At 69.0% G+C, this 19,548-nt stretch carries 17 protein-coding genes, 1 tRNA gene and 2 pseudogenes; 11 read left to right on the top strand and 9 right to left on the bottom strand.

Annotated features, from left to right (window positions below; translation table 11 throughout):
• Positions 1-55 precede the first annotated feature (55 nt).
• The 4 genes from LTL01_RS06225 to LTL01_RS06240 all read left to right on the top strand — a co-directional run bounded on the left by LTL01_RS06225 (position 56) and on the right by LTL01_RS06240 (position 4,359).
• On the top strand, positions 56-2,584 hold the full coding sequence (locus LTL01_RS06225) for an ATP-dependent Clp protease ATP-binding subunit (RefSeq protein ID WP_236967848.1): 2,529 nt from the start codon (positions 56-58) through the stop codon (positions 2,582-2,584).
• Between the two features lie 79 nt (positions 2,585-2,663).
• Positions 2,664-3,167 carry an amino-acid N-acetyltransferase gene (locus LTL01_RS06230; RefSeq protein ID WP_053546522.1) on the top strand — a complete coding sequence of 168 codons (504 nt, stop codon included), beginning with the start codon at positions 2,664-2,666 and terminating at the stop codon, positions 3,165-3,167.
• A 55-nt stretch (positions 3,168-3,222) separates the two neighbouring features.
• On the top strand, positions 3,223-3,900 hold the full coding sequence (locus tag LTL01_RS06235; protein ID WP_236967849.1) for a hypothetical protein: 678 nt from the start codon (positions 3,223-3,225) through the stop codon (positions 3,898-3,900).
• A gap of 54 nt (positions 3,901-3,954) precedes the next feature.
• Positions 3,955-4,359 carry a dehydrogenase gene (locus LTL01_RS06240; RefSeq protein ID WP_236967850.1) on the top strand — a complete coding sequence of 135 codons (405 nt, stop codon included), beginning with the start codon at positions 3,955-3,957 and terminating at the stop codon, positions 4,357-4,359.
• Between the two features lie 261 nt (positions 4,360-4,620).
• Here LTL01_RS06240 and radA read toward each other — a convergent pair whose 3' ends face one another.
• Together radA and LTL01_RS06250 are read right to left on the bottom strand one after the other, a co-directional pair.
• A complete protein-coding gene (gene radA, locus LTL01_RS06245; RefSeq protein WP_236967851.1) occupies positions 4,621-5,985 on the bottom strand; it encodes a DNA repair protein RadA in 1,365 nt (454 codons plus the stop codon).
• 46 nt (positions 5,986-6,031) lie between these two features.
• On the bottom strand, positions 6,032-6,982 hold the full coding sequence (locus LTL01_RS06250; protein WP_053546515.1) for an L-lactate dehydrogenase: 951 nt from the start codon (positions 6,980-6,982) through the stop codon (positions 6,032-6,034).
• 145 nt (positions 6,983-7,127) lie between these two features.
• Between LTL01_RS06250 and pdxH the strand changes: the two genes are divergently transcribed.
• Positions 7,128-7,778, top strand: a complete 651-nt coding sequence (pdxH, locus tag LTL01_RS06255) for a pyridoxamine 5'-phosphate oxidase (protein ID WP_236967852.1) — start codon at positions 7,128-7,130, stop codon at positions 7,776-7,778.
• Between the two features lie 30 nt (positions 7,779-7,808).
• Here the strand turns inward: pdxH and LTL01_RS06260 are convergent, their stop codons facing one another.
• From LTL01_RS06260 to LTL01_RS06270, 3 genes are all read right to left on the bottom strand, one after another.
• Positions 7,809-8,456 (bottom strand): response regulator, encoded by a 648-nt coding sequence (locus LTL01_RS06260; protein WP_236967853.1) that lies wholly within the window; start codon positions 8,454-8,456, stop codon positions 7,809-7,811.
• Positions 8,453-10,087, bottom strand: a complete 1,635-nt coding sequence (locus tag LTL01_RS06265; protein WP_236967854.1) for a sensor histidine kinase — start codon at positions 10,085-10,087, stop codon at positions 8,453-8,455. The genes LTL01_RS06260 and LTL01_RS06265 overlap by 4 nt, the downstream gene beginning before the upstream one ends.
• Positions 10,088-10,181: 94 nt before the next feature.
• Positions 10,182-11,000, bottom strand: a complete 819-nt coding sequence (locus tag LTL01_RS06270) for a universal stress protein (RefSeq protein WP_236967855.1) — start codon at positions 10,998-11,000, stop codon at positions 10,182-10,184.
• A gap of 122 nt (positions 11,001-11,122) precedes the next feature.
• On the opposite strand from LTL01_RS06270, the gene LTL01_RS06275 reads away from it, so the two are divergent.
• Together LTL01_RS06275 and LTL01_RS06280 are read left to right on the top strand one after the other, a co-directional pair.
• Positions 11,123-11,647: a pyridoxamine 5'-phosphate oxidase family protein gene (locus LTL01_RS06275; protein WP_236967856.1), complete on the top strand. Its 525-nt coding sequence runs from the start codon at positions 11,123-11,125 to the stop codon at positions 11,645-11,647.
• A 101-nt stretch (positions 11,648-11,748) separates the two neighbouring features.
• Positions 11,749-11,839 (top strand) — tRNA-Ser (locus LTL01_RS06280).
• 137 nt (positions 11,840-11,976) lie between these two features.
• On the opposite strand, the pseudogene LTL01_RS06285 reads toward LTL01_RS06280, so the two are convergent.
• From LTL01_RS06285 to LTL01_RS06300, 4 genes and pseudogenes are all read right to left on the bottom strand, one after another.
• Positions 11,977-12,225, bottom strand: a pseudogene (locus LTL01_RS06285) (hypothetical protein); the annotation flags it as partial.
• A 121-nt stretch (positions 12,226-12,346) separates the two neighbouring features.
• The gene (locus LTL01_RS06290) at positions 12,347-13,084 is read right to left on the bottom strand and encodes a CPBP family intramembrane glutamic endopeptidase (protein ID WP_236967857.1); all 738 of its coding nucleotides are present in this window, start codon (positions 13,082-13,084) and stop codon (positions 12,347-12,349) included.
• Between the two features lie 59 nt (positions 13,085-13,143).
• Positions 13,144-14,349 carry a CPBP family glutamic-type intramembrane protease gene (locus tag LTL01_RS06295; RefSeq protein ID WP_236967858.1) on the bottom strand — a complete coding sequence of 402 codons (1,206 nt, stop codon included), beginning with the start codon at positions 14,347-14,349 and terminating at the stop codon, positions 13,144-13,146.
• A gap of 8 nt (positions 14,350-14,357) precedes the next feature.
• Positions 14,358-14,825, bottom strand: a complete 468-nt coding sequence (locus LTL01_RS06300; protein ID WP_236967859.1) for a DUF6326 family protein — start codon at positions 14,823-14,825, stop codon at positions 14,358-14,360.
• Between the two features lie 120 nt (positions 14,826-14,945).
• Here LTL01_RS06300 and LTL01_RS06305 point away from each other — a divergent pair, with 120 nt between their 5' ends.
• From LTL01_RS06305 to LTL01_RS06320, 4 genes and pseudogenes are all read left to right on the top strand, one after another.
• Positions 14,946-15,569, top strand: coding sequence for a TetR/AcrR family transcriptional regulator C-terminal domain-containing protein (locus LTL01_RS06305; RefSeq protein WP_236967860.1), 624 nt, complete (start codon positions 14,946-14,948; stop codon positions 15,567-15,569).
• Positions 15,570-15,629: 60 nt separating this feature from the next.
• A complete protein-coding gene (locus tag LTL01_RS06310) occupies positions 15,630-15,779 on the top strand; it encodes a hypothetical protein (RefSeq protein ID WP_236967861.1) in 150 nt (49 codons plus the stop codon).
• Positions 15,780-16,570: 791 nt separating this feature from the next.
• Entirely contained in the window at positions 16,571-18,043 is a 1,473-nt protein-coding gene (locus LTL01_RS06315; protein WP_236967862.1) for a glycoside hydrolase family protein, read from the top strand.
• Positions 18,044-18,134: 91 nt separating this feature from the next.
• Positions 18,135-19,468, top strand: a pseudogene (locus tag LTL01_RS06320) (ABC transporter substrate-binding protein).
• Positions 19,469-19,548 lie beyond the last annotated feature (80 nt).

Here is a 19,548-nt window from a genome sequence, read left to right on the forward strand (position 1 = left end):
GATACAAGCGCCCGGAAGTGCGCCCTGTGGCTCTGAGCCCGAAGGAGTGAAGCCGATGTTCGAGAGATTCACGGACCGTGCCCGTCGTGTGGTCGTCCTCGCCCAAGAAGAGGCGAAGATGCTCAACCACAACTACATCGGGACCGAGCACATCCTGCTGGGCCTGATCCACGAAGGCGAGGGAGTCGCCGCCAAGGCGCTGGAGTCCCTCGGCATCTCGCTCGACGCCGTGCGCGAGCAGGTGCAGGACATCATCGGTCAGGGCCAGCAGCAGCCCACCGGTCACATCCCCTTCACGCCGCGCGCCAAGAAGGTGCTCGAGCTCAGCCTCCGCGAGGCCCTCCAGCTCGGCCACAACTACATCGGCACCGAGCACATCCTCCTCGGCCTCATCCGCGAGGGCGAGGGCGTGGCCGCCCAGGTGCTGGTCAAGCTCGGGGCCGACCTGAACAAGGTGCGCCAGCAGGTCATCCAGCTCCTCTCCGGCTACCAGGGCAAGGAGCCCGCGGGCGTCGCCGCCGGCGCCGGCGAGCAGAGCGCATCCGGACCCCAGGGCGGCTCGGCCGTCCTCGACCAGTTCGGCCGCAACCTCACCCAGGCCGCCCGCGACAACAAGCTCGACCCCGTCATCGGGCGCGAGAAGGAGATCGAGCGGGTCATGCAGATCCTCTCGCGTCGCTCGAAGAACAACCCCGTCCTCATCGGTGAGCCCGGTGTGGGAAAGACCGCGGTCGTCGAGGGCCTGGCCCAGGCGATCGTGAAGGGCGACGTCCCCGAGACGCTGAAGGACAAGCAGCTCTACTCCCTCGACCTCGGTTCGCTCATCGCCGGGTCCCGCTACCGCGGTGACTTCGAGGAGCGCCTGAAGAAGGTCACGAAGGAGATCCGCACGCGCGGCGACATCATCGTCTTCATCGACGAGATCCACACCCTCGTGGGTGCGGGCGCCGCCGAGGGTGCTATCGACGCCGCGTCGATCCTGAAGCCGCTGCTCGCCCGCGGTGAGCTCCAGACGATCGGTGCGACCACCCTCGACGAGTACCGCAAGCACTTCGAGAAGGATGCCGCGCTCGAGCGTCGGTTCCAGCCGATCCAGGTGGCCGAGCCGAGCCTCCCCCACGCCATCAACATCCTGAAGGGTCTGCGCGACCGCTACGAGGCGCACCACAAGGTCCAGATCACCGACGGTGCGATCGTCGCGGCCGCGAACCTCGCCGACCGCTACATCTCCGACCGGTTCCTGCCGGACAAGGCCATCGACCTGATCGACGAGGCCGGCGCCCGCCTCCGCCTCAGCATCCTGTCGAGCCCTCCGGAGCTGCGCGAGTTCGACGAGAAGATCGCCAAGGTCCGCGAGCAGAAGGAAGTCGCGTCCGAGGAGCAGGACTTCGAGAAGGCCGCGTCGCTGCGTGACGAGGAGAAGTCCCTCCTCGCCGAGCGTCTGCGCCTCGAGAAGCAGTGGCGCAGCGGTGACGTCGCCACCCACGCGGTGGTCGACGAGGGCCTGATCGCGGAGGTGCTCGCCCAGGCGACCGGCATCCCGGTGTTCAAGCTCACCGAGGAGGAGTCCAGCCGCCTGGTCTTCATGGAGAAGGCGCTGCACCAGCGTGTCATCGGCCAGGAAGAGGCGATCGCGGCGCTGTCCAAGACGATCCGTCGTCAGCGCGCCGGCCTCAAGGACCCGAAGCGTCCCTCCGGCTCGTTCATCTTCGCCGGCCCCACGGGTGTCGGAAAGACCGAGCTCGCCAAGGCGCTCGCCGAGTTCCTCTTCGACGACGAGGGTGCCCTGATCTCCCTCGACATGTCGGAGTTCGGCGAGAAGCACACCGTCTCGCGTCTGTTCGGTGCCCCTCCCGGATTCGTCGGATTCGAAGAGGGCGGTCAGCTGACCGAGAAGGTGCGCCGCAAGCCGTTCTCGGTCGTGCTGTTCGATGAGATCGAGAAGGCCCACCCGGACATCTTCAACTCGCTGCTGCAGATCCTCGAAGAGGGTCGCCTGACCGACGGTCAGGGTCGCGTGATCGACTTCAAGAACACCGTGATCATCATGACGACGAACCTCGGTTCGTCGGCGATCGCCGGAGGCCCCGTCGGCTTCCAGGTGGAGGGCGACCAGGGCACGACCTACGAGCGGATGAAGGGCAAGGTCAACGAGGAGCTCAAGCGCAACTTCAAGCCCGAGTTCCTGAACCGCGTCGACGACATCATCGTCTTCCCGCAGCTGAGCAAGCCCGAGCTGCGCGAGATCGTGGGTCTGTTCACCAAGCGCCTCGGCGAGCGTCTGCTCGACCGCGACATGACGGTGGAGCTCAGCGACTCCGCGAAGGACAAGCTGATCGAGATCGGCTTCGACCCCGCCCTCGGCGCCCGGCCGCTGCGTCGTGCGATGCAGCGCGAGATCGAGGACCGCCTCAGCGAGAAGATCCTGCACGGCGAGCTCGAGCCCGGCGACCACGTGAAGGTCGACGTCGAGAACGGTGAGTTCGCGTTCGAGCACGGCCCGCGCGGTGACCGCGTCGCGATCGGCGTCGGCACGAACCCCGACATCGCCGTGACGCCGGATCTCGCCATCACGAGCGACTGACACGCTGACACGGGAAGGGGCGGATGCTGCGGCATCCGCCCCTTCCTCGTTCGGCGCACGCGAACCGTAGGCTGGGCAGATGAGCGACTTCACGGTCCGGCCGGCCACGACCCGGGATGTCCGCGGCATCCAGCGCATGCTCGAGCCGTTCGTGCAGCGCCGGATCCTCCTCGGCAAGGACCTCGTGGTGCTCTACGAGGCGGTGCAGCAGTTCGTCGTCGCCGAGGACGAGAACGGGACCCTCATCGGTTGCGGCGCCCTGCACGTCATGTGGGAGGACCTCGGGGAGATCCGCACGCTCATCGTCGTCGACGAGTGGCTGCATCGCGGCGTCGGCCGCGTCATCGTGGAGAAGCTCGAGGACGCGGCGCGCACGCTCGGGATCACGCGGCTGTTCTGCCTGACCTTCGAGGTGGAGTTCTTCCAGCGCCGCGGGTTCGCCCCGATCGGCGAGCAGGTGGTCGACCCCGACGTGTACTCGCAGCTCATCCGTTCCCCCGATGAAGGTGTGGCGGAATTCCTCGACCTCGCGCATGTGAAGCCGAACACGCTCGGCAACACGCGGATGCTGAAGCGCCTCTGACAGCCGGCCGCGCGCCGCGCGGGATGCCGCGCCCGACCGACCTACGCTGGAGGGCATGAGCGGTTCGCAGCCTCGGAAGCGTCCGTCGCCCGCGGTCTACCGCCGGCGGCGCCTGGTCGTGCTCCTTGCGCTCGTCGCGGTGGTCGCGGTCGTCTGGCTCCTCATCGCGCAGCCGTGGCAGGGCGCGGCATCCGCGGGGGAGAATCCCGCCGCGAGCGAGTCCGTCGACGGCGCCGACGCGCTCCCCGCTCCCGAATCGAACGCGCAGGACTCCACCGCCGCCCCGGAGGATCCCGCAGCCACCCCGACGCCGTCCGGCACGCCGGTCGCCCCGGCGTGCGCTGCCCGCAACGTCACCGTCGAGGCCGTCACCGATCGCGACGCCTACGGGTCGGGGGAGCAGCCGCAGCTGTCGATCCGCCTCACCAACACCGGTGACGACTGCATCCTGAATGTCGGCACGAGCGCGCAGGTGTTCACCGTCTCCAGCGGCGAGGACGTCTGGTGGCGATCGACCGACTGCCAGGCCGAGCCCAGCAACATGGTCGTGCTCCTCGCCGCCGGGCAGACGGTCACCTCCGCAGAGCCCGTCGCGTGGGACCGCACGCGGTCGGCCCAGGACACCTGCGACACCGATCGTGCCCAGGCGCCCGCGGGAGGGGCGTCGTACCACCTCGACGTCGAGATCGGCGGCATCCCGTCGACCGACTCGGCGCAGTTCCTGCTCTACTGACCTGACGGTCGCCACCCCCGGAGGGCCCGCCCGCGTGCCGTCTACGCTGGGGGGATGGCCAAGAAGAAGAAGCCGAAGGACGTCTCGGCCGAGTTCCGCAACACGCAGCTGACCGACGCCCTGCAGACGCAGGACATGGCCGCGGTCGCCTTCGCCCTCCGCCACGGTCCGACGGTCGTGCCGCTCCTGCGTCCGGGCTCGCGCGACGACCCGCGCGACTCGGGCGAGGTCTGGACCTATCGCGACCCCGCCACGGGGGATGTCGCGCTCCTCCTCTTCAGCGATGCCGCGCACAAGCCCGCGACCCTTCCTCCCCACGTCGGCCTGCACTCGCCGCTGTGGCTGCGCGACTTCCTCGCGACCCACGGCGAGGTCATCACGACGGTGTTCTTCGACATCGCCGGCCCTCACCCGCTCCAGGCGGCGCCGACCGACCTTCTGGCGGCCCTCGAGGCCTGAGCGGAAATCGCCGCGGACGTCATGTTCGCGCGCCGGACTCGACAATCGCGCCGCGGTTGCCTACTCTCGCGGGGTGGAGTTCGTCATGGTCGCTCTTGTCTGTGCCGCCGGTCTCGCGGTGCCGATCGCTCTCGGCACACTGCCGAGCCAGCGTCGTCGTCGCTATCGCGCACGGCGCTGACACGCTCGCCGCGGCTCTGCCTGCCGGACGGATGCCGCGGCCTCGAGCTGTTCGTCGTCTCGCCGTTCTGAGGCAGGGCCTCAGAAGCCCGGCGCGTTTTCCCCGGGGCGGGATCGCACACGCCGCCGCACGTCGCCGAGGGCGGCGCGCAGGGTGCCGGAACGGTTGTCGATGACGTCGGTGTAGCCGAGGCGGGCCGCTTCGCCGCGCCGCTGCGGTGCCTGCGACACCGGGCGCACTTCGCCGGCGAGGCTGAGCTCGCCGACCGCGGCGAGGGTTCGCGGGGTGGCGTGGTTCAACACCGCTCCCGCGACGGCGATCGCGATGGCGAGGTCGGCGGCGGGTTCGGTGAAGCGGATGCCGCCCACGGTGGAGACGTAGACGTCCTGGTTCGACGTGACGATGTCGGCCTTCTTCTCGAGCACCGCCAGCACCATCGCCACACGTGCGGCATCGACGCCGTTGACGATACGGCGTGGGTTCGGGGCGCCCGTGCTGATGGTGAGGGCCTGAACCTCGACCGGCATCGCGCGGCGCCCCTCCAGGGCGATCGCGACGCAGGTGCCGGGCTCGGGCTGGCCGTGTCCCAGGAACAGGGCGCTCGGGTCGGGGACCTCGGCGATGCCGTCCCCGGTCATGTCGAAGCATCCGACCTCGTCCGTGGGGCCGAAGCGGTTCTTCAGCGCCCGGATGAACCGGAGCGAGGTCTGCCGGTCGCCCTCGAAGTGGCAGACGACGTCGACGAGGTGTTCGAGGACGCGCGGACCCGCGATCGTCCCGTCCTTCGTGACGTGGCCGACGATGATGACGGGGAGGCCTCGGTCCTTCGCGATGCGGATGAGGGTGGAGGCGACCTCGCGCACCTGCGCCGGCTGACCGGCCATGCCGTCGGAGAGCCCCGATGCGACCGTCTGCACGCTGTCGACGATGAGCAGCTGCGGCTGCACCTCGTCGATGTGCCCGAGGATCGTCGCGAGGTCGGTCTCGCTGGCGAGATACAGCTCGTCGTGGAGCGCGCCCGTCCGTTCGGCGCGCAGACGCACCTGGGCGGTGGACTCTTCGGCGCTGGCGTAGAGCACGCGGCGCCCGGAGCGCGCGGACTGCGCGGCGACCTCGAGCAGCAGCGTCGACTTGCCGACCCCCGGCTCGCCCGAGAGGAGGATCGCCGCGCCCGGGACGATGCCGCCCCCGAGGACGCGATCGAACTCGCCGACCCCGCTCGTGCGGCGTGGAGTGTCGGAGGTCTCGACCCGGGTGATGGGCTGGGCGGCGCGCGCCGCACCGGGCGCGACCGGCGTCACGGCGCGGAGGATGCCGGTCTGCTCGGCGGCCTCGACGACCGTTCCCCACTGCTGGCATTCCGCGCAGCGCCCCGCCCACTTCGCGGTCGTCCACCCGCATTCGGTGCACCGGTAGGGAGCGGTCGGGGTGCGCTTGGTCGCCATCCCCTCAGCGTAGGCGGCGCCCCCGACACCGGCCGGATGCCGCGGGTCAGCGCAGCGAGTCGGCGACGCCCTTCAGTGCCTCGGCGCTGCGGTGCAGCAGCTCGAGCTCGTTCGGCGCGAACGCGGTCTCGATCACGGGGCGGGCGCCGGCGGCGCTGACGACGCTCGGGACGGAGAGGGCGACGCCGTCGATCCCGTGGAAGCCCTGGAGGACCGGCGAGACCGGCATGACGGCGTGCTCGTCCTTCAGGATCGCCTCGATGATGCGCGCGCTCGAGAGACCGATGGCGTAGTTCGTCGCACCCTTGCCCTGGATGACCTTGTACGCGGCGTCGCGGACGTCGACGGCGATGCTGTCGAGCTCCTCCACCGTCATGCGGTCGCCGCGCGGGGTCACCCAGTCGAGGATCGGGACGGTGCCGATGGTTGCCTTGGACCACAGCGGGAACTCGGTGTCGCCGTGCTCGCCGACGATGTAGGCGTGGACGCTGGAGGTCGACACCCCCGCGCGCTGGGCGAGCTTCCACCGCAGGCGCGAGGTGTCGAGCACGGTGCCGGAGGCGAAGATCCGCTCGGTCGGCAACCCGGTGGACTCCTGCGCGAGCACCGTGAGCACGTCGCAGGGGTTTGTGACGATGACGTAGATGGCGTTCGGGGCCACCTCCAGCAGCTGCGGCATCATCGACCCGAGGATGCCGGCGTTCGTGCCCGCGAGCTCGATGCGCGTCTGCCCGGGGTGCTGCTTGGCGCCGGCGGTGATCACCACGACGTGCGAGCCCTCGACGACGGAGATGTCGCTGCCGCCGGTGATGTCGCTCGTGCCGGTGAACTGCGTTCCGTGGGCGAGGTCGAGGACCTCGGCCTCCACCTTCTCGGTGGCGATGTCGTACAGCGCGACGTGGCGGGCCGAACCGCGGATGAGCGCCGCGTACGCGGTGCTGGAGCCGACGCTGCCGGCTCCGACGACGGTGACCTTCGAGTTCTCGATGACAGTCATGACACCAGTCTGGCAGGGCCGACGGGCGCTCGCGGCGGGACGAACGTCCCTCCCCGGCCCGCGTCGGCCCCGGCGTCGGCACCGCGCTCTACGATGGGTCCACTCGCGCCGGACGGAGGCGCCGGCGGGAGGGGAGGAGCGCCGCATGTCCGCCGAGGACCCCCTCGCCCACCGTCTCGACTACGCGCTCGACGCGCTGGGCGACGACGCCCGTGACGCCGACCCGTTCGAGCTCTTCCACCGGTGGCTGACGGATGCCGCGGATCTGCCTGAGCCGAACGCCATGGTCGTCTCCACGGTCGACGCCGCAGGCCGGCCGACCTCCCGCACCGTGTTGCTGCGCGGGGTCGACGACGACGGGGCGCTGTGGTTCTTCACCAACCGCACCTCGCGAAAGGGCCGCGCGCTCGCCGAGAACCCCCGCGTCTCGCTCCTCTTCCCGTGGTACGCGCGGCAGCGCCAGATCATCGTGCTCGGCGAGGCCACCCCGCTCGACGCCGACCGCGACGACGCGTACTTCGCCTCCCGGCCCCGGGGATCGCAGCTGTCGGCGTGGGCGAGCGACCAGTCGCAGCCGGTGGATTCGCGCGCAAAGCTGGAGGCGGGGATGGATGCGGCATCCGCTCGCTTCCCGGACGATGAGACCGTTCCGCGCCCGCCGCACTGGGGCGGGTACCGCGTGGTGCCGACGGAGATCGAGTTCTGGCAGGGACGGCAGTCGCGCCTGCACGACCGCATCGTCTTCTCCCGGGACGGACCGGATGCGCCGTGGAGGTCGTTCCGGCGGCAGCCGTGAGGGTCGCCCCACACTCAGCCCCCGCGCCGGTCAGATCCCGCGCCGGTGCTCCGCGCCGTACACCGCCGCCTGAGTGCGTCGGACCATGCCGAGCTTCGCCAGCAGCCCGCTGACGTAGTTCTTGACCGTCTTCTCCGCCAGCCCGAGCCGCTCGCCGATCTCGCGGTTGGTGAGGCCGTCGGCGATGAGGTCGAGCACCTGGCGTTCACGGTAGGTGAGGTCGGCATCCGGTGACGCCGGTGCGCTCCCGGTGACCGGGGCGGCGGCGGCGGCCTGCGCGGCGGTGCGGAGCGCCTGCGCCGACTGCACGGTGCGTCCGGCGGCGCTCGCGCGGATCGCGTCGACGAGGGCGGCGCTGCGGATGTCTTTCAGCACATAGCCGCTCGCGCCCGCGAGGGCGGCCGAGCGCAGGGCCTCGTCGTCGTCGTACGCGGTGAGCATGAGGCACGCGATGTGCGGATGCCGCGACCGCACCTCGCGGCAGAGGTCGACGCCGCTGCCGTCGGGGAGGCGGACATCGAGCACGGCGACGTCGGGAGCTGTGGCCTCGATGCGGCGGAGGGCCTCGGCGATGTCGCCGGCCTCGCCGACGACGTCGAGGTCGGGTTCGGCGTCGACGAGCTGCGCGATGCCGCGGCGGACGATCTCGTGGTCGTCGACGAGGAAGACACGGGTCATCGGGTGATCTCTTCTCTTTCCGGTACGGTCAACGGCGCGCTCCATCGCAGCGTCGTGCCCGCCGCCGACGACGCGACGTCGAAGGCGCCGCCGCGCTGGCGGGCGCGTTCGGCGAGGTTCGCCAGCCCGCTCCGGCGGCTGTGCGGTGGGATGCCGCGCCCGTCGTCGCGGATCTCGAGGTGGACGCCGGCGTCGTCCGCGGAGACGGTGACGTCGACGGTCCGGGCATCCGCGTGCTTCGCGACGTTCGTGAGTCCCTCGCGGAGGACGCCGGTGAGCTCGTCGACGAGGGCGGAGGGGACGAGGCTGTCCACCGGGCCGCGGAAACTCACGCGCGGGCTCGTCTCCAGCGGGCGCCCCGCTTCGGTCGCGACCGAGAGGAGGCGGTCGCGGGCGCCCCCGCGTCCCGCGCCGCCGGCGCTGCCGAGCGCGAAGATGACGGTCCGGATCTCGCGGATCGCGGCATCCAGGGTGTCGATCTGCGTCGAGAGGTCGTCCGCGGCCTCCGGATGCCGGTGGGCGAGGGCCTGCAGCGACAGGCCCGCTCCGAACAGGCGCTGGATGACGTGATCGTGCAGGTCGCGCGCGATGCGGGCGCGGTCGTCGGCCTGCTCGAGGCGGCGACGGTCGTCCCGGCCGCGGACGACCTCGATCGCCACGCCCGCCTGGCCGGCGAAGACGAACGCCATCTCCAGGTCGGCGTCGGTGAACGCCGCCGCCCCGGGAGCGCGCGACACGGTCAGCACGCCGAGGACCTCGTCGCCGGCGAGCAGGGGAACGGCGACGGTCGGGCCCTGCGCGGCCTGGCCGGGGAAGACCGCATCCGCCGGCTGGGTGGGGGCGCTCACCGCGCGCCGCGAGGTCATCGCGCGGCCCGCTGCGGTGGCGTTGACGTCGTGCTCGCGACCGAGGAGCGCCTCGGCCGCGGCGCCGCGCGCGGCGACGATCCCGAGGGTGTCGGCATCCGTCGTCGGGACGGCGAGCGTCACGAGGTCGGCGTCGACGAGCGGGGCGATCCGGTCGACGATCACCTCCAGCGCGTCGTCTCCGCGGACGTCGAGCAGGGCGCCCATGACGTCCGCGATGGCGGCGCTCCACTCCTCGCGGATCCTCGCCCGTTCGTACAGGCGGGCATTCTCGATCGCGATCCCCGCGATCGCGGCGAGGGACACGACGAGGTTCTCGTCGGCATCCGTAAAGCGTCCGGCATCCGCCTCGGCGAGGTAGAGGTCGCCGTAGACGGCGTCGCGCACGCGCACGGGGACGCCGAGAAACGAGTGCATCGGCGGGTGGTGGGCGGGGAAGCCGACCGACCGCGGGTCGGCGGCGAGATCGCCGAGACGCACGGGCTCGGAGGCGGCGATGACCGCGCCGAGGATGCCATGGCCCCGCGGGAAGTCGCCGATGCGACGTGCGGTGTCCACCGGCATGCCGCGGTGGACGAACCGGGTGAGCGTGCCGTCGTCGCCGAGCACCCCCAGCGCACCGTATCGGGCGCCGACCAAGGACATCCCCGCCTCGACGATGCGGCCGAGGACCTCCTCGAGGTCGAGGTGCTCGACGACGGAGCTGCTCACGCGGAGGAGGTCGCCGAGGCGTCGCTGGGAGAAGCTCTCGTCGGCGGCATCCATGCCCGGCCTCCCGTCGGCGTCTCGGCGTGTGTCGTGTCGGGACCTCGTGGGGCGAGTCTAGCCAGGGGTGACGTGCTGTTCGGGGGCGGTGTCGTCAGCGGGGATTCGGCGCGATGAGGACCGGCGTCGAGACGCGCCCGAGCAGATCCTGCGCGACGGAACCCAGGAGGCCGCCGGTGACCACCCCGCGTCGGTGCGTGCCGAGGACGAGGAGCGACGACAGCGGCGCCTGATGCGCGAGCGCCGGCGTCGGGGCGGAGGAGACCAGGACGTCCTCGATCCGGAGTCCGGATGCCGCGGCCCGCGCTCGCTGCACGGCATCCTTCAGGATCCGCCGGTGCTGGTCTTTGACCTGCAGGGGCGAGGAGAGCAGGGCCACCGACCCCTCGAGCGTCGGCACCGGCATCGACCACGCGTGGACGACGCGCAGCGGTGCGCCCGCGGCATCCGCTTCCGCCGCAGCCAGGAGGATCGCCGACTGCGACGACGCGTCATCGTCGATCCCCACCGTCACCGGTTCGTCGTTCGGGGCCCAGTCCTCGGGGATGAACGCCACCGGACCGTGCGCGTGCGCGATCAGCCGCAGGGGCTTGCCCGCCAGGACCGCCTTGACCGGAGACCCGCGACGGATGCCGACCACGACGAGATCGGCGCTGCGCGCATCCTCGGCCAGCGCCTTCGGCATCGATCCGTCGATCCGGTGGGGTTCCACGTGGACGCCCGGGGCGATGTCGCGCACCCGGCGGATGGCGTTCTCCAGCATCCGGTCGACGCGTCGCGTGTCCGCGCCGATCAGGCTCGTGACGGTCGTGATGTGCAGTTCGGAGCCGTCACGCGCGGCTCGACGGGCGGCCCAGTCCAGCGCGGTTCGAGCGGCGGGGCCGTCGTCGTACCCGAGGGTGATGGTGCGCATGTCCGCGACGCTACGCGCGGCGGATCCGCCTGCCGAGGGCCGAAGGTCCCGGGTGCGCGGAGGGACCTTCGGCCCTTCCCGGTAGCACGGTCCTGTGTTGTGATCGACGCGAGGAGAACGCCATGGACGCCACCCGCACCGCCCCTCCCGCCGCCCACGCGGCACTCACCGCCGCGCCGCAGCCGGCCCGCCTCGCCGCGCACGCCGTGGAGACCCTGCGCGCACGCGACTGCTGGGCACTGCTTCAGGGCGGTGGTGTGGGACGCCTGGCGCTCGTCGCGGTCGACGGTGCGCCCGACCTGTATCCGGTGGACTTCACCGTCCACGACGGCTGTCTCTACGTCCGGTCCGGCCCGGGGTCCAAACTCGCGGCGCTCGCCGCACGGCCGCAGGTGGCGTTCGAGACGGACGGCCTCGATGACGGATGCCGCTGGAGCGTCGTCGTGCGGGGACAGGCGGCGCGCCTCGACCGCGACGACGAGATCGAGGCGTCCGGGATCCTCGATCTCGTCTCCTCTTCTCCGACGCCGAAGCACGACTTCGTGCGCATCACGCCGAACCGGCTTTCGGGACGCCGGTTCCGCGTGTTCCCCGCGACAGCTCCGCAGGGGGCAGAGCAGATCACGGGGTCCCCGCGGGTGCGATGACACCCGCGAAGACGCTCCGCCGGCGGCCCGGGACGCCGCCGGCGGAGCGGTCGGGGCGTCCGAGTTCGCGACATCCGGCGGTGTGTCGTAAGCTGGTCGGCGGTGACGTGTCCGAGCGGCCGAAGGTGCAACTCTCGAAAAGTTGTGTAGGGTAACCCCCTACCGTGGGTTCAAATCCCACCGTCACCGCCACCTGAAACCCCCGTCGAACCCTGGAAACACTGGGATCGCGGGGGTTTCTTCTTGCTCTTGGAAGCCAAGTGAGAAAGAAGCGAGAAAGACTGGCTTTCCCACCGGGCGCGCGTGAGGGCTGCGTGCCTCGAAGACGGTCAGCGAGAGTGCTGGCCGGGGCCGAGTTCCGGCCACCCACGAAGGCTTGTCGGGCGTCCGAAGCCGGCCTCGCCGATCATGATCGTCCGTTGGCTGTCTCGTGCTCGGCTCAGTGCCTGGGCGACGTAGTCAAGGTCGTCATCGAAGAGGTCTGCGTAGGTGTCGAGCGTCATGGCCGCACTAGCGTGACCGAGCATTCTCTGAATGGCCTTCACGTTTGCGCCGGCGCTGATCGCGAGGCTCGCTGCGATTACTTGCGAAGCAGGGATGCTCTACTCGCCCGAGCCTGACGCATTCATCGCAGCACGGTTCTTTCAGCGGAGAGCGCCATCCACATCCTTCACCGCGTACGAAGCGCCGTCTGAACCGTCACGCGAAGAGGATGCCACTGACGACGGCGTAGATCATGACGAACACCACTACCCCTTCGATGCTGTGGAGGATGATCGAGAACCAGATCGTGCGGTAGCGCCGCGCGGCCCAGCTGAAGGGGAGGCTAGTCAGAAAGATCAGCGGCAGAGCCCAGATCTTGTGAAGGTGATAGGCCGTGAAGAGAGCATTATTTGCCAGCCAATCCCACTTACCGAATACCCCTCGCATTTTGGGCAGCAGGACTCCGCGGAAGAGTAGTTCCTCGCCGAGCACGTAGTTGAAAGCGAAGCTCACGAGCGCGACGCCGAGAATCCACCACTGTCCTTTGAACTCCGGGCTTGCGAGCTGTCGCAGTTCGGTGCCTGCTGGGGCGATCCAACCCAGGCCGTCGAAGACGGGGGTGAGCAGGTCGCCGGTCAGGGTGAGCGCGGCAAACAGGGCGGTGATCGGCAGGATTGCCCACCATGAGCGGGGGGAGCGCAGCCCGGTTCGAGGATTCCTGGGTTGTTGGGCCCAGATGCGCGGTGCGACGACGGACCAGCGCAGAGTTCCTAGTTCGCGGTAGAGGATGACGACTGCCAGAACGAACTGCCACATCATTCCCGTCACCATGAGGAGCCAATAGAGCATCCCCGGGTTCAGGTCGGTGCCGTTCCTCAAAGACGGCCACACTATCCACGCAAGTGCTGCCATCGGGATCGTCGCAGCGGCCCAGATCCCCAGCACCTGCTGCACCGTGTACTGGCAGTCGGAGTTGCGCGCAGTGGGCGGAGGAGGTGTTTCAGCGTAAGTAGTCACGGTGCCACCGCTTCCTCGTCGGTCACAACCTCGGCGCTGCCCGCGACGACCTGCCAGCGGCCCCCGACGATCGCCCACGAACGGCGATAGGTCATCGTCGCCTCCGCGAAGCGCCCGCGGTCGACAACGTGAACGCGCGACCGCGACACTGTGCTCCCCTTCCCTTTCTGCTGCTCCGTCGTTCGATGCGTTTCCTCGATCTGCAGGAACCTCAGTGCTCCGGACGCGTGTGCGTGCAGATCGGCCGCGCGATCGACCACTGAACCGTCGGGCAGGCGGAAGCGCAGATCCTCGGCAAGCAGAGCGCGTAGGGCGTCGACATCGCTCGTGCGCATCGCTTCCAGCAGCGCATCCTCGGTTTCGTCGAGGCTGCGCCCGGTGACGTCTCGCACGGGTGCGATGAGGAGGCGCCGTCGGAAAGCGAGCATCCCCACCGCCGCGCCCACCCACGCCGCCCAGCCGAGAGCCTTATACACCCAGAACGCTGGATCGGGGAGTTGCGTCGCGGGTGTGACGAAGGCAGTCGACGCGAAGACGAGGACGGAATTGACCAGTGCATGGCCCCATGCAGCCGGCCACACGCTCCCGGAAAGCTCGCGCCCGGCGCCGAGGACGAGCGAGGCCACCAAGAGGTCGACCGTCGTTCCGAGCACGGTTCGCCAAGACAGGTCTCCCTGAGCGCCGTATGCGACGAGCAGTGGGAGATGCCAGGCCGCCCAGACGGCACCGATAGCGAGAGCGGTCCACCAGAACCCACGATTCCCTCGGACGCGGGTCCAGAGGAATCCCCGCCAGCCGAACTCCTCACCTGTTGCGGAGAGGAGGGCGAGCAGCGCCACGGGGAGAACGAGCAAAGCGGTTTCGCCGAGGGCGGGATCGGGTGACCACGAGACGACGCCCACGGCGACGCCCACAACGATCTGCGTCGCGGCGACACCGAGGATGGCGGCCGTGATGAGCCCGATGACGATCCAGGTGCGTGCCCCGCCGAAGGGTGAGGCGCGCCACAAGCTTCGTAGGGCTCGGCTGCCGCGCACGGGTCTGACCGCAAGAATGACCGCAAGTGCGGGAATCCACTGCGCAAGAGGCGTGGCAACCCCGAGGTAGTCGGCATCGACGCCGAGCAGCGCCGGGAGGCACAGCAGCAGGACAGCGCTGAAGGTGATGGTGAGGAACGTGCGCGCTTGTCGTGAGCGGGTCACTCGCGGGCTCACCCTCGCGCGTCCCGGGAGGTTCGGGTTGCCGCGAGGTCTCGCGCCGCGACCAGTGGAGTGTCCTTCCATCGGACCGCGACGGCGATGACCCCTGCGAGGAGTGCGAGCTCGATGCCGCTGGCAACGAGGTAGTAGCTCCACTCGCCGATCGCAGCGCCGATGATCGTGAGGGCGAACACTGCCGCGACCACGATTTGCATCAACCGATTGACCCTGCGCGGGATCAGGACCGACGCGGCGACCATCAGTGAGGGCGCTGCGACGTACAGAACGATGCCCAACATGAAGGCTTCGTTGATGGTGAACACGAAAGCGCGTCCTGCCTCGATCTGCTCCCGGAGGTCAGCGCGGTAGAACGCGAAGATGTCGACGAACGCGACGAGGAACATGACGCTCGTCCAGAGCGCGGCGAGCCGGACTCTCGGATCGAGCGGCCGGGACGGGGAAGAGTGGTCGACGGTCATACGGGCTCCTTGAGATTAAACTTACACGTGTAAGGCTTGCCGGCCAGATCCTACTCTTACGACCGTAAGTTACGCAAAGATGTCACAATGAGCCGACGAGGGACCCTGACCAGGGAACGCGTGATCGCTGCCGCAGCAGCTGTCGCCGACCGATCCGGTCTCGCCAGCGTTTCGATGCGGAGCGTGGGCGGCGAGCTCGGAGTGGAGGGCATGTCGCTCTATCACCATGTCTCGAGCAAAGATGCTCTCCTCGACGCGCTCGCCGAATGGGCCGTCGCCAAGATCGAGCTTCCCCCGCCGGACGCTCCATGGCGAGAGGCCATGGAGACGCGCGCCAGATCTGCCCGCGCCGTATTCGTCGCGCACCCGTGGTCGATCGCGATGATCGAATCACGTCCTGCGCCGAGCGCGGCCCTGCTGACTCATCACGACAGGGTCCTCGGATGGCTCTTCGCCGCCGGCTTCACCGCTCCACTGGCGACGCTCGCATTTTCAACCGTGGATGCCTTCGTTTACGGCTTTGCGCTCAGTGAGACCAATCTCCCGTTCCCGCCCAGCCCGGGCGCAGAAGCTGAATTCGCGGCAACCGTCTCACCCGACCCGCGCGCCTACCCGAACCTCGCACGGTCACTGACCGAACTGCTGAACAGCGGCGACTACGCTTATGCGAGCGAGTTCGACAACGGCCTCACCCTCATCCTCGACGCCATCCAAACTCAACTCGGCGCCACCCGGGTCGCATAGGACTCCGGAGCGCGGCTCGCCGCGGCGTTCGTGGGGTGAGCTGGTGCGTTAGCGTGCACTATGCACGCTTCTCTCGCGTCTCCAGTCGGCGGATATCAGGGCGCGTTCCTTGACCCCTTCTACAACCCCCGCCGCCGGCACACCTCGCTCGGTGATCTCAGCCCCGCCGACTACGAAGCCCTTCACACCGCCGCCGAGATCGCGGCATGATCAACACACAAGAACCGTCCGCGAAACCGGGTCAGGCTCCACGGAGCGTTTGAGTGCTGCGCGGTGCGACGGTGAAGCCTTCGATGTCTGCGACGAGTTCGTCGTTCGGTTCCACGGCGGGTCAGCCTCGGGCCGGATCTGGAACCGCCGCACACGTTGCGGCTAGTTGGGGGCGGATGTGTTGCGACGTCGGCTTCACATGTCGTCCCGCGGGTGCAGCCCTGAGAAAAAACGCGTCATCACTCGACCTTCCCGGCACATCTGCGAAAGCTCGAGATCCGCGTAAACATGGGCCAGAGTGAGCCGACACGCCCGCGAAACACCGGGGGACATGAGTTCAAATCCCACCGTCACCGCCAGAAAAGCCCCCGGGATCCGGGGGTTTTTTCTTTGCTTGTGCGCCTCGCGGCGGCCGGAGCCGTCGAGAACGCGGGAGATCTCGTGGCGCGAACGATGCGGTGACCGCTCCCAAGCCTGTATCTCCCGCGTTTTGACCGCGGCCGGGTCTGATTCCCGCCGTTGTCAGGCCCCCGCCGCTACCCGCGCACCGACGCGGTAGCGGGCGCCCCGGTGCTCGTCGGGGAGGCGGTCGCTGCGGCCGTGGAGCTTTTCGCGGAGCGTCCCGGGGGCGTACGCGTCGGGGTAGACCCCGCGCGCACGGAGCCATTCATGTTTGGTTAACCCCTTGACCACTCCTCCTAAGCGCTGCTACGGTCACTGCGTAACCGATTAACCACATCTCCTCTGCACGAGGTGATGTGGCGTTCCGATGCTCGACGATGAGGAAGTCCATGAACCAGCGAGGGTTCTTCCGCCCGCCCCAGGCTTGGGTCGGTGACGTCATTCCCTGGCAGGAAGACGGCACGTTCCATCTCTTCTATCTGCACGAGTCGCGCCAGGTGCCCAAGGTCGGCATGCCATGGCACCGCGTCGTCTCCGACGACCTCGTCGATTTCCGCGCGACGGGAATCGCGCTGGCATCCGGAGGGCCGGACAGCCCTGACTTCAATGTCTACACCGGCAGCATCGTCGTTGACGACGACGGCGTGCACCACGTCTTCTACACAGGACAGAATCCTGACCGCCGTGGTGCCGACGGCCTCCCTCTCCAGCTCGTGCTGCACGCAACGAGCCGCGACGGCATGGACACCTGGGAGCGACACCCGGAGCACACTTTCGGAGCGACCCCGGGCTACGAGACGGCAGACTGGCGCGATCCCTACGTCTTCCGCGACGCGGATGCCGGAGTGTGGCGGATGCTCGTGACCGCCCGCCACGTCGAGGGCCCCGCGCGGCGCCGAGGAGTCATTGCGCAGTGCGTATCCCACGACCTGCGAACGTGGGAACCGGTCGAGCCATTCTGGGATCCGCGCCGCTATCTGGCCCACGAGTGCCCTGAGGTGTTCGAGTGGAACGGCTGGTGGTATCTCGTCTGGTCCGAGTTCAGCGATTCGTTCATGACCCGGTACCGTATCTCGCGCGATCTTCACGGGCCGTGGCGCGTTCCCGAGAACGACACGATCGATGGCCGCGCCTATTATGCGGCGAAGTCGGCAGCGCGCGGTGATAGGCGCTTCTTCTTCGGGTGGATCTCCACTCGCGAGGGCGACACCGACGACGGCGCGTGGCAGTGGGCCGGGACCCTCGCCGTGCTGGAGGCAGAGCAGAACACCGACGGGACGCTTCGTTTCCACCCACCGCGCGAGCTGGCCGCGACGTTCGACGATCGCATCGCTGCGTTGACTTCTGGTGCGGTTCTTTCGGCTCCCGATGGCTACGCCGACCTGATCCTGCCCGAGGATGCTCCGCGGTCGTTCCGCGTCGACGCCCGGTTCGACATCGCCCCCAACACCACCGAGTGCGGCCTTCTGCTCCGCGCGACGGCGGACGGCGATCAGGCGTACGCGCTACGGCTCGAACCGAAGCGGGGGCGCCTCGTATTCGACCGATGGCCCCGTCTAACCACCGGGGGAGAGCAGTGGCAGATCTCGGGCGATGTTCCCTTCGCGGTGGAGCTCGAGCGGCCGGTTGCCCTCCCGCCGGGAGAACACCGACTCGAGGTGATCGTCGACGGCGACCTTTGTGTCGCGACCGTCGACGACGCGGTGAGCCTCAGTACTCGGCTCTACGACCGCACCGCCGGACACGTCGGCGCGTTCGTCGGAGAGGGAACAGTGATCGTGACTGATCTCGTCGTCAGCGCGCCTGGCGCGGCCGACGAGGCCCGACCACGAGTGCCCGTCCCTCTCGCCACGACAGCCTGAACCATTCACGGCGCCTCCTCGTCGAGCCCAGATCCGCCTTCACCTGACACCCCCTCCACCCGTAACCCTGAGATCAATGGAGATTCCACACATGTTCACCACCAAGCGCATCGCGACCGGGATCGCCCTGGCCGCTGCCGTCACTCTCGTACTCACCGGGTGCGGGAGCTCCAGCGGAGCCGGCGACCCCACCGACGTCGACCCCGAGGGCGAGATCGAGCCTCGTGCGATCTCCTGGCTCCTTTCGCGGCCCGCCGACGGCGGCGTCATCACCGCCATGGAGCAGATAGCGGAAGAGTACGCCGCCGAGCACCCGGGTTCGAGCTCGAACTCATCACGACGCCGGATCGCCCTTCCTACATCCAGAAGTACGAGACTCTGGCAGCCGCCAACCGGCTACCCGAGCTGTTCGACACCGACGCGACCCCCTTCGCGCAGAAGCTCGCTGAGCAGGGACGGATGGTCGACGTCGATCTGCTGCTCGAGGACCTCGGGTTCGCCGATGACTACCGCGAGGCGGCGCTCAACTACCAGCGCTTCGACGACGGCTCGCTGTACATGGTGCCGTTCGAATTCCAGCTGGAGTTCTTCTGGTACAACAGCGACCTCTTCGACCAGGCAGGTGTCGAGGTGCCCTCAACCCTCGACGACTTCGCGCCGATGTGCGAGGCCCTCCGGGCGGAGGGCATCACCCCCATCGCCCTCGACGGCGCCGACGGGTGGCCGCTCGAGCGTTACATGGCGTACTACCCGTTCCGTCAGGCCGGGCCCGAGTATGTTCAGGAGCTCAAAGTCGGCGAGGCGTCGTTCTCCGACGCGCCGGGTCGCGCCGCCGCCGAGTGGCTGTACGGCCTCGGTCAGGCGGGTTGCTTCCAAGAGGGATTCTCATCCACCGGCTACGCCGACGCCCAAGCTCAGTTCACGTCCGGCCGCGCCGCCGTCTACAACATCGGTACGTGGGAGCTGACGAACCTCGCGACCGACAACCTCGACGCCGGAGTGCGCGATGCGATCGACTACTTCACCCTCCCCACGATCGAGGGCGCGGTGACAGCCGACAACGAGTACGTCACTCCGTCCGGCATCGGTATGGCGGTCAACTCCAGCACCTACGACCCGCTCGTCCGCGACTTCCTTCGTTACGCGCTCGAGCGATACCCCAGCATGGTGGCCGAGAGCGGCGCCCTCTCGCCCACTGTCGGTGTCGACACGACAATTCCAGACAATGCCACGCCGCTTTACTCTCGCGCTATCGAGCAGGCCGACAACGTCGGCCCTGCCATCGCGATGCCCTGGGACACGCAGCTCGACCCGGCCACCAACACCCGCCTCCAGCAGGAGTTGACGTTGCTGGTGCAGGGCGACATCACGCCGGACGAGTTCATCGAGACAATGGACGCCGCGCTCACGGAGAACGTCGGCTGACATGGCGACCACCATGGTGACCGGTCGGCCTGGGGCGGCGCCCCGGGCCGACCGGTCCGGCACTCGACCGGCGACGAAGA

The organism is Microbacterium aurantiacum, assembly GCF_021654035.1.
GTDB lineage: Bacteria > Actinomycetota > Actinomycetes > Actinomycetales > Microbacteriaceae > Microbacterium > Microbacterium aurantiacum.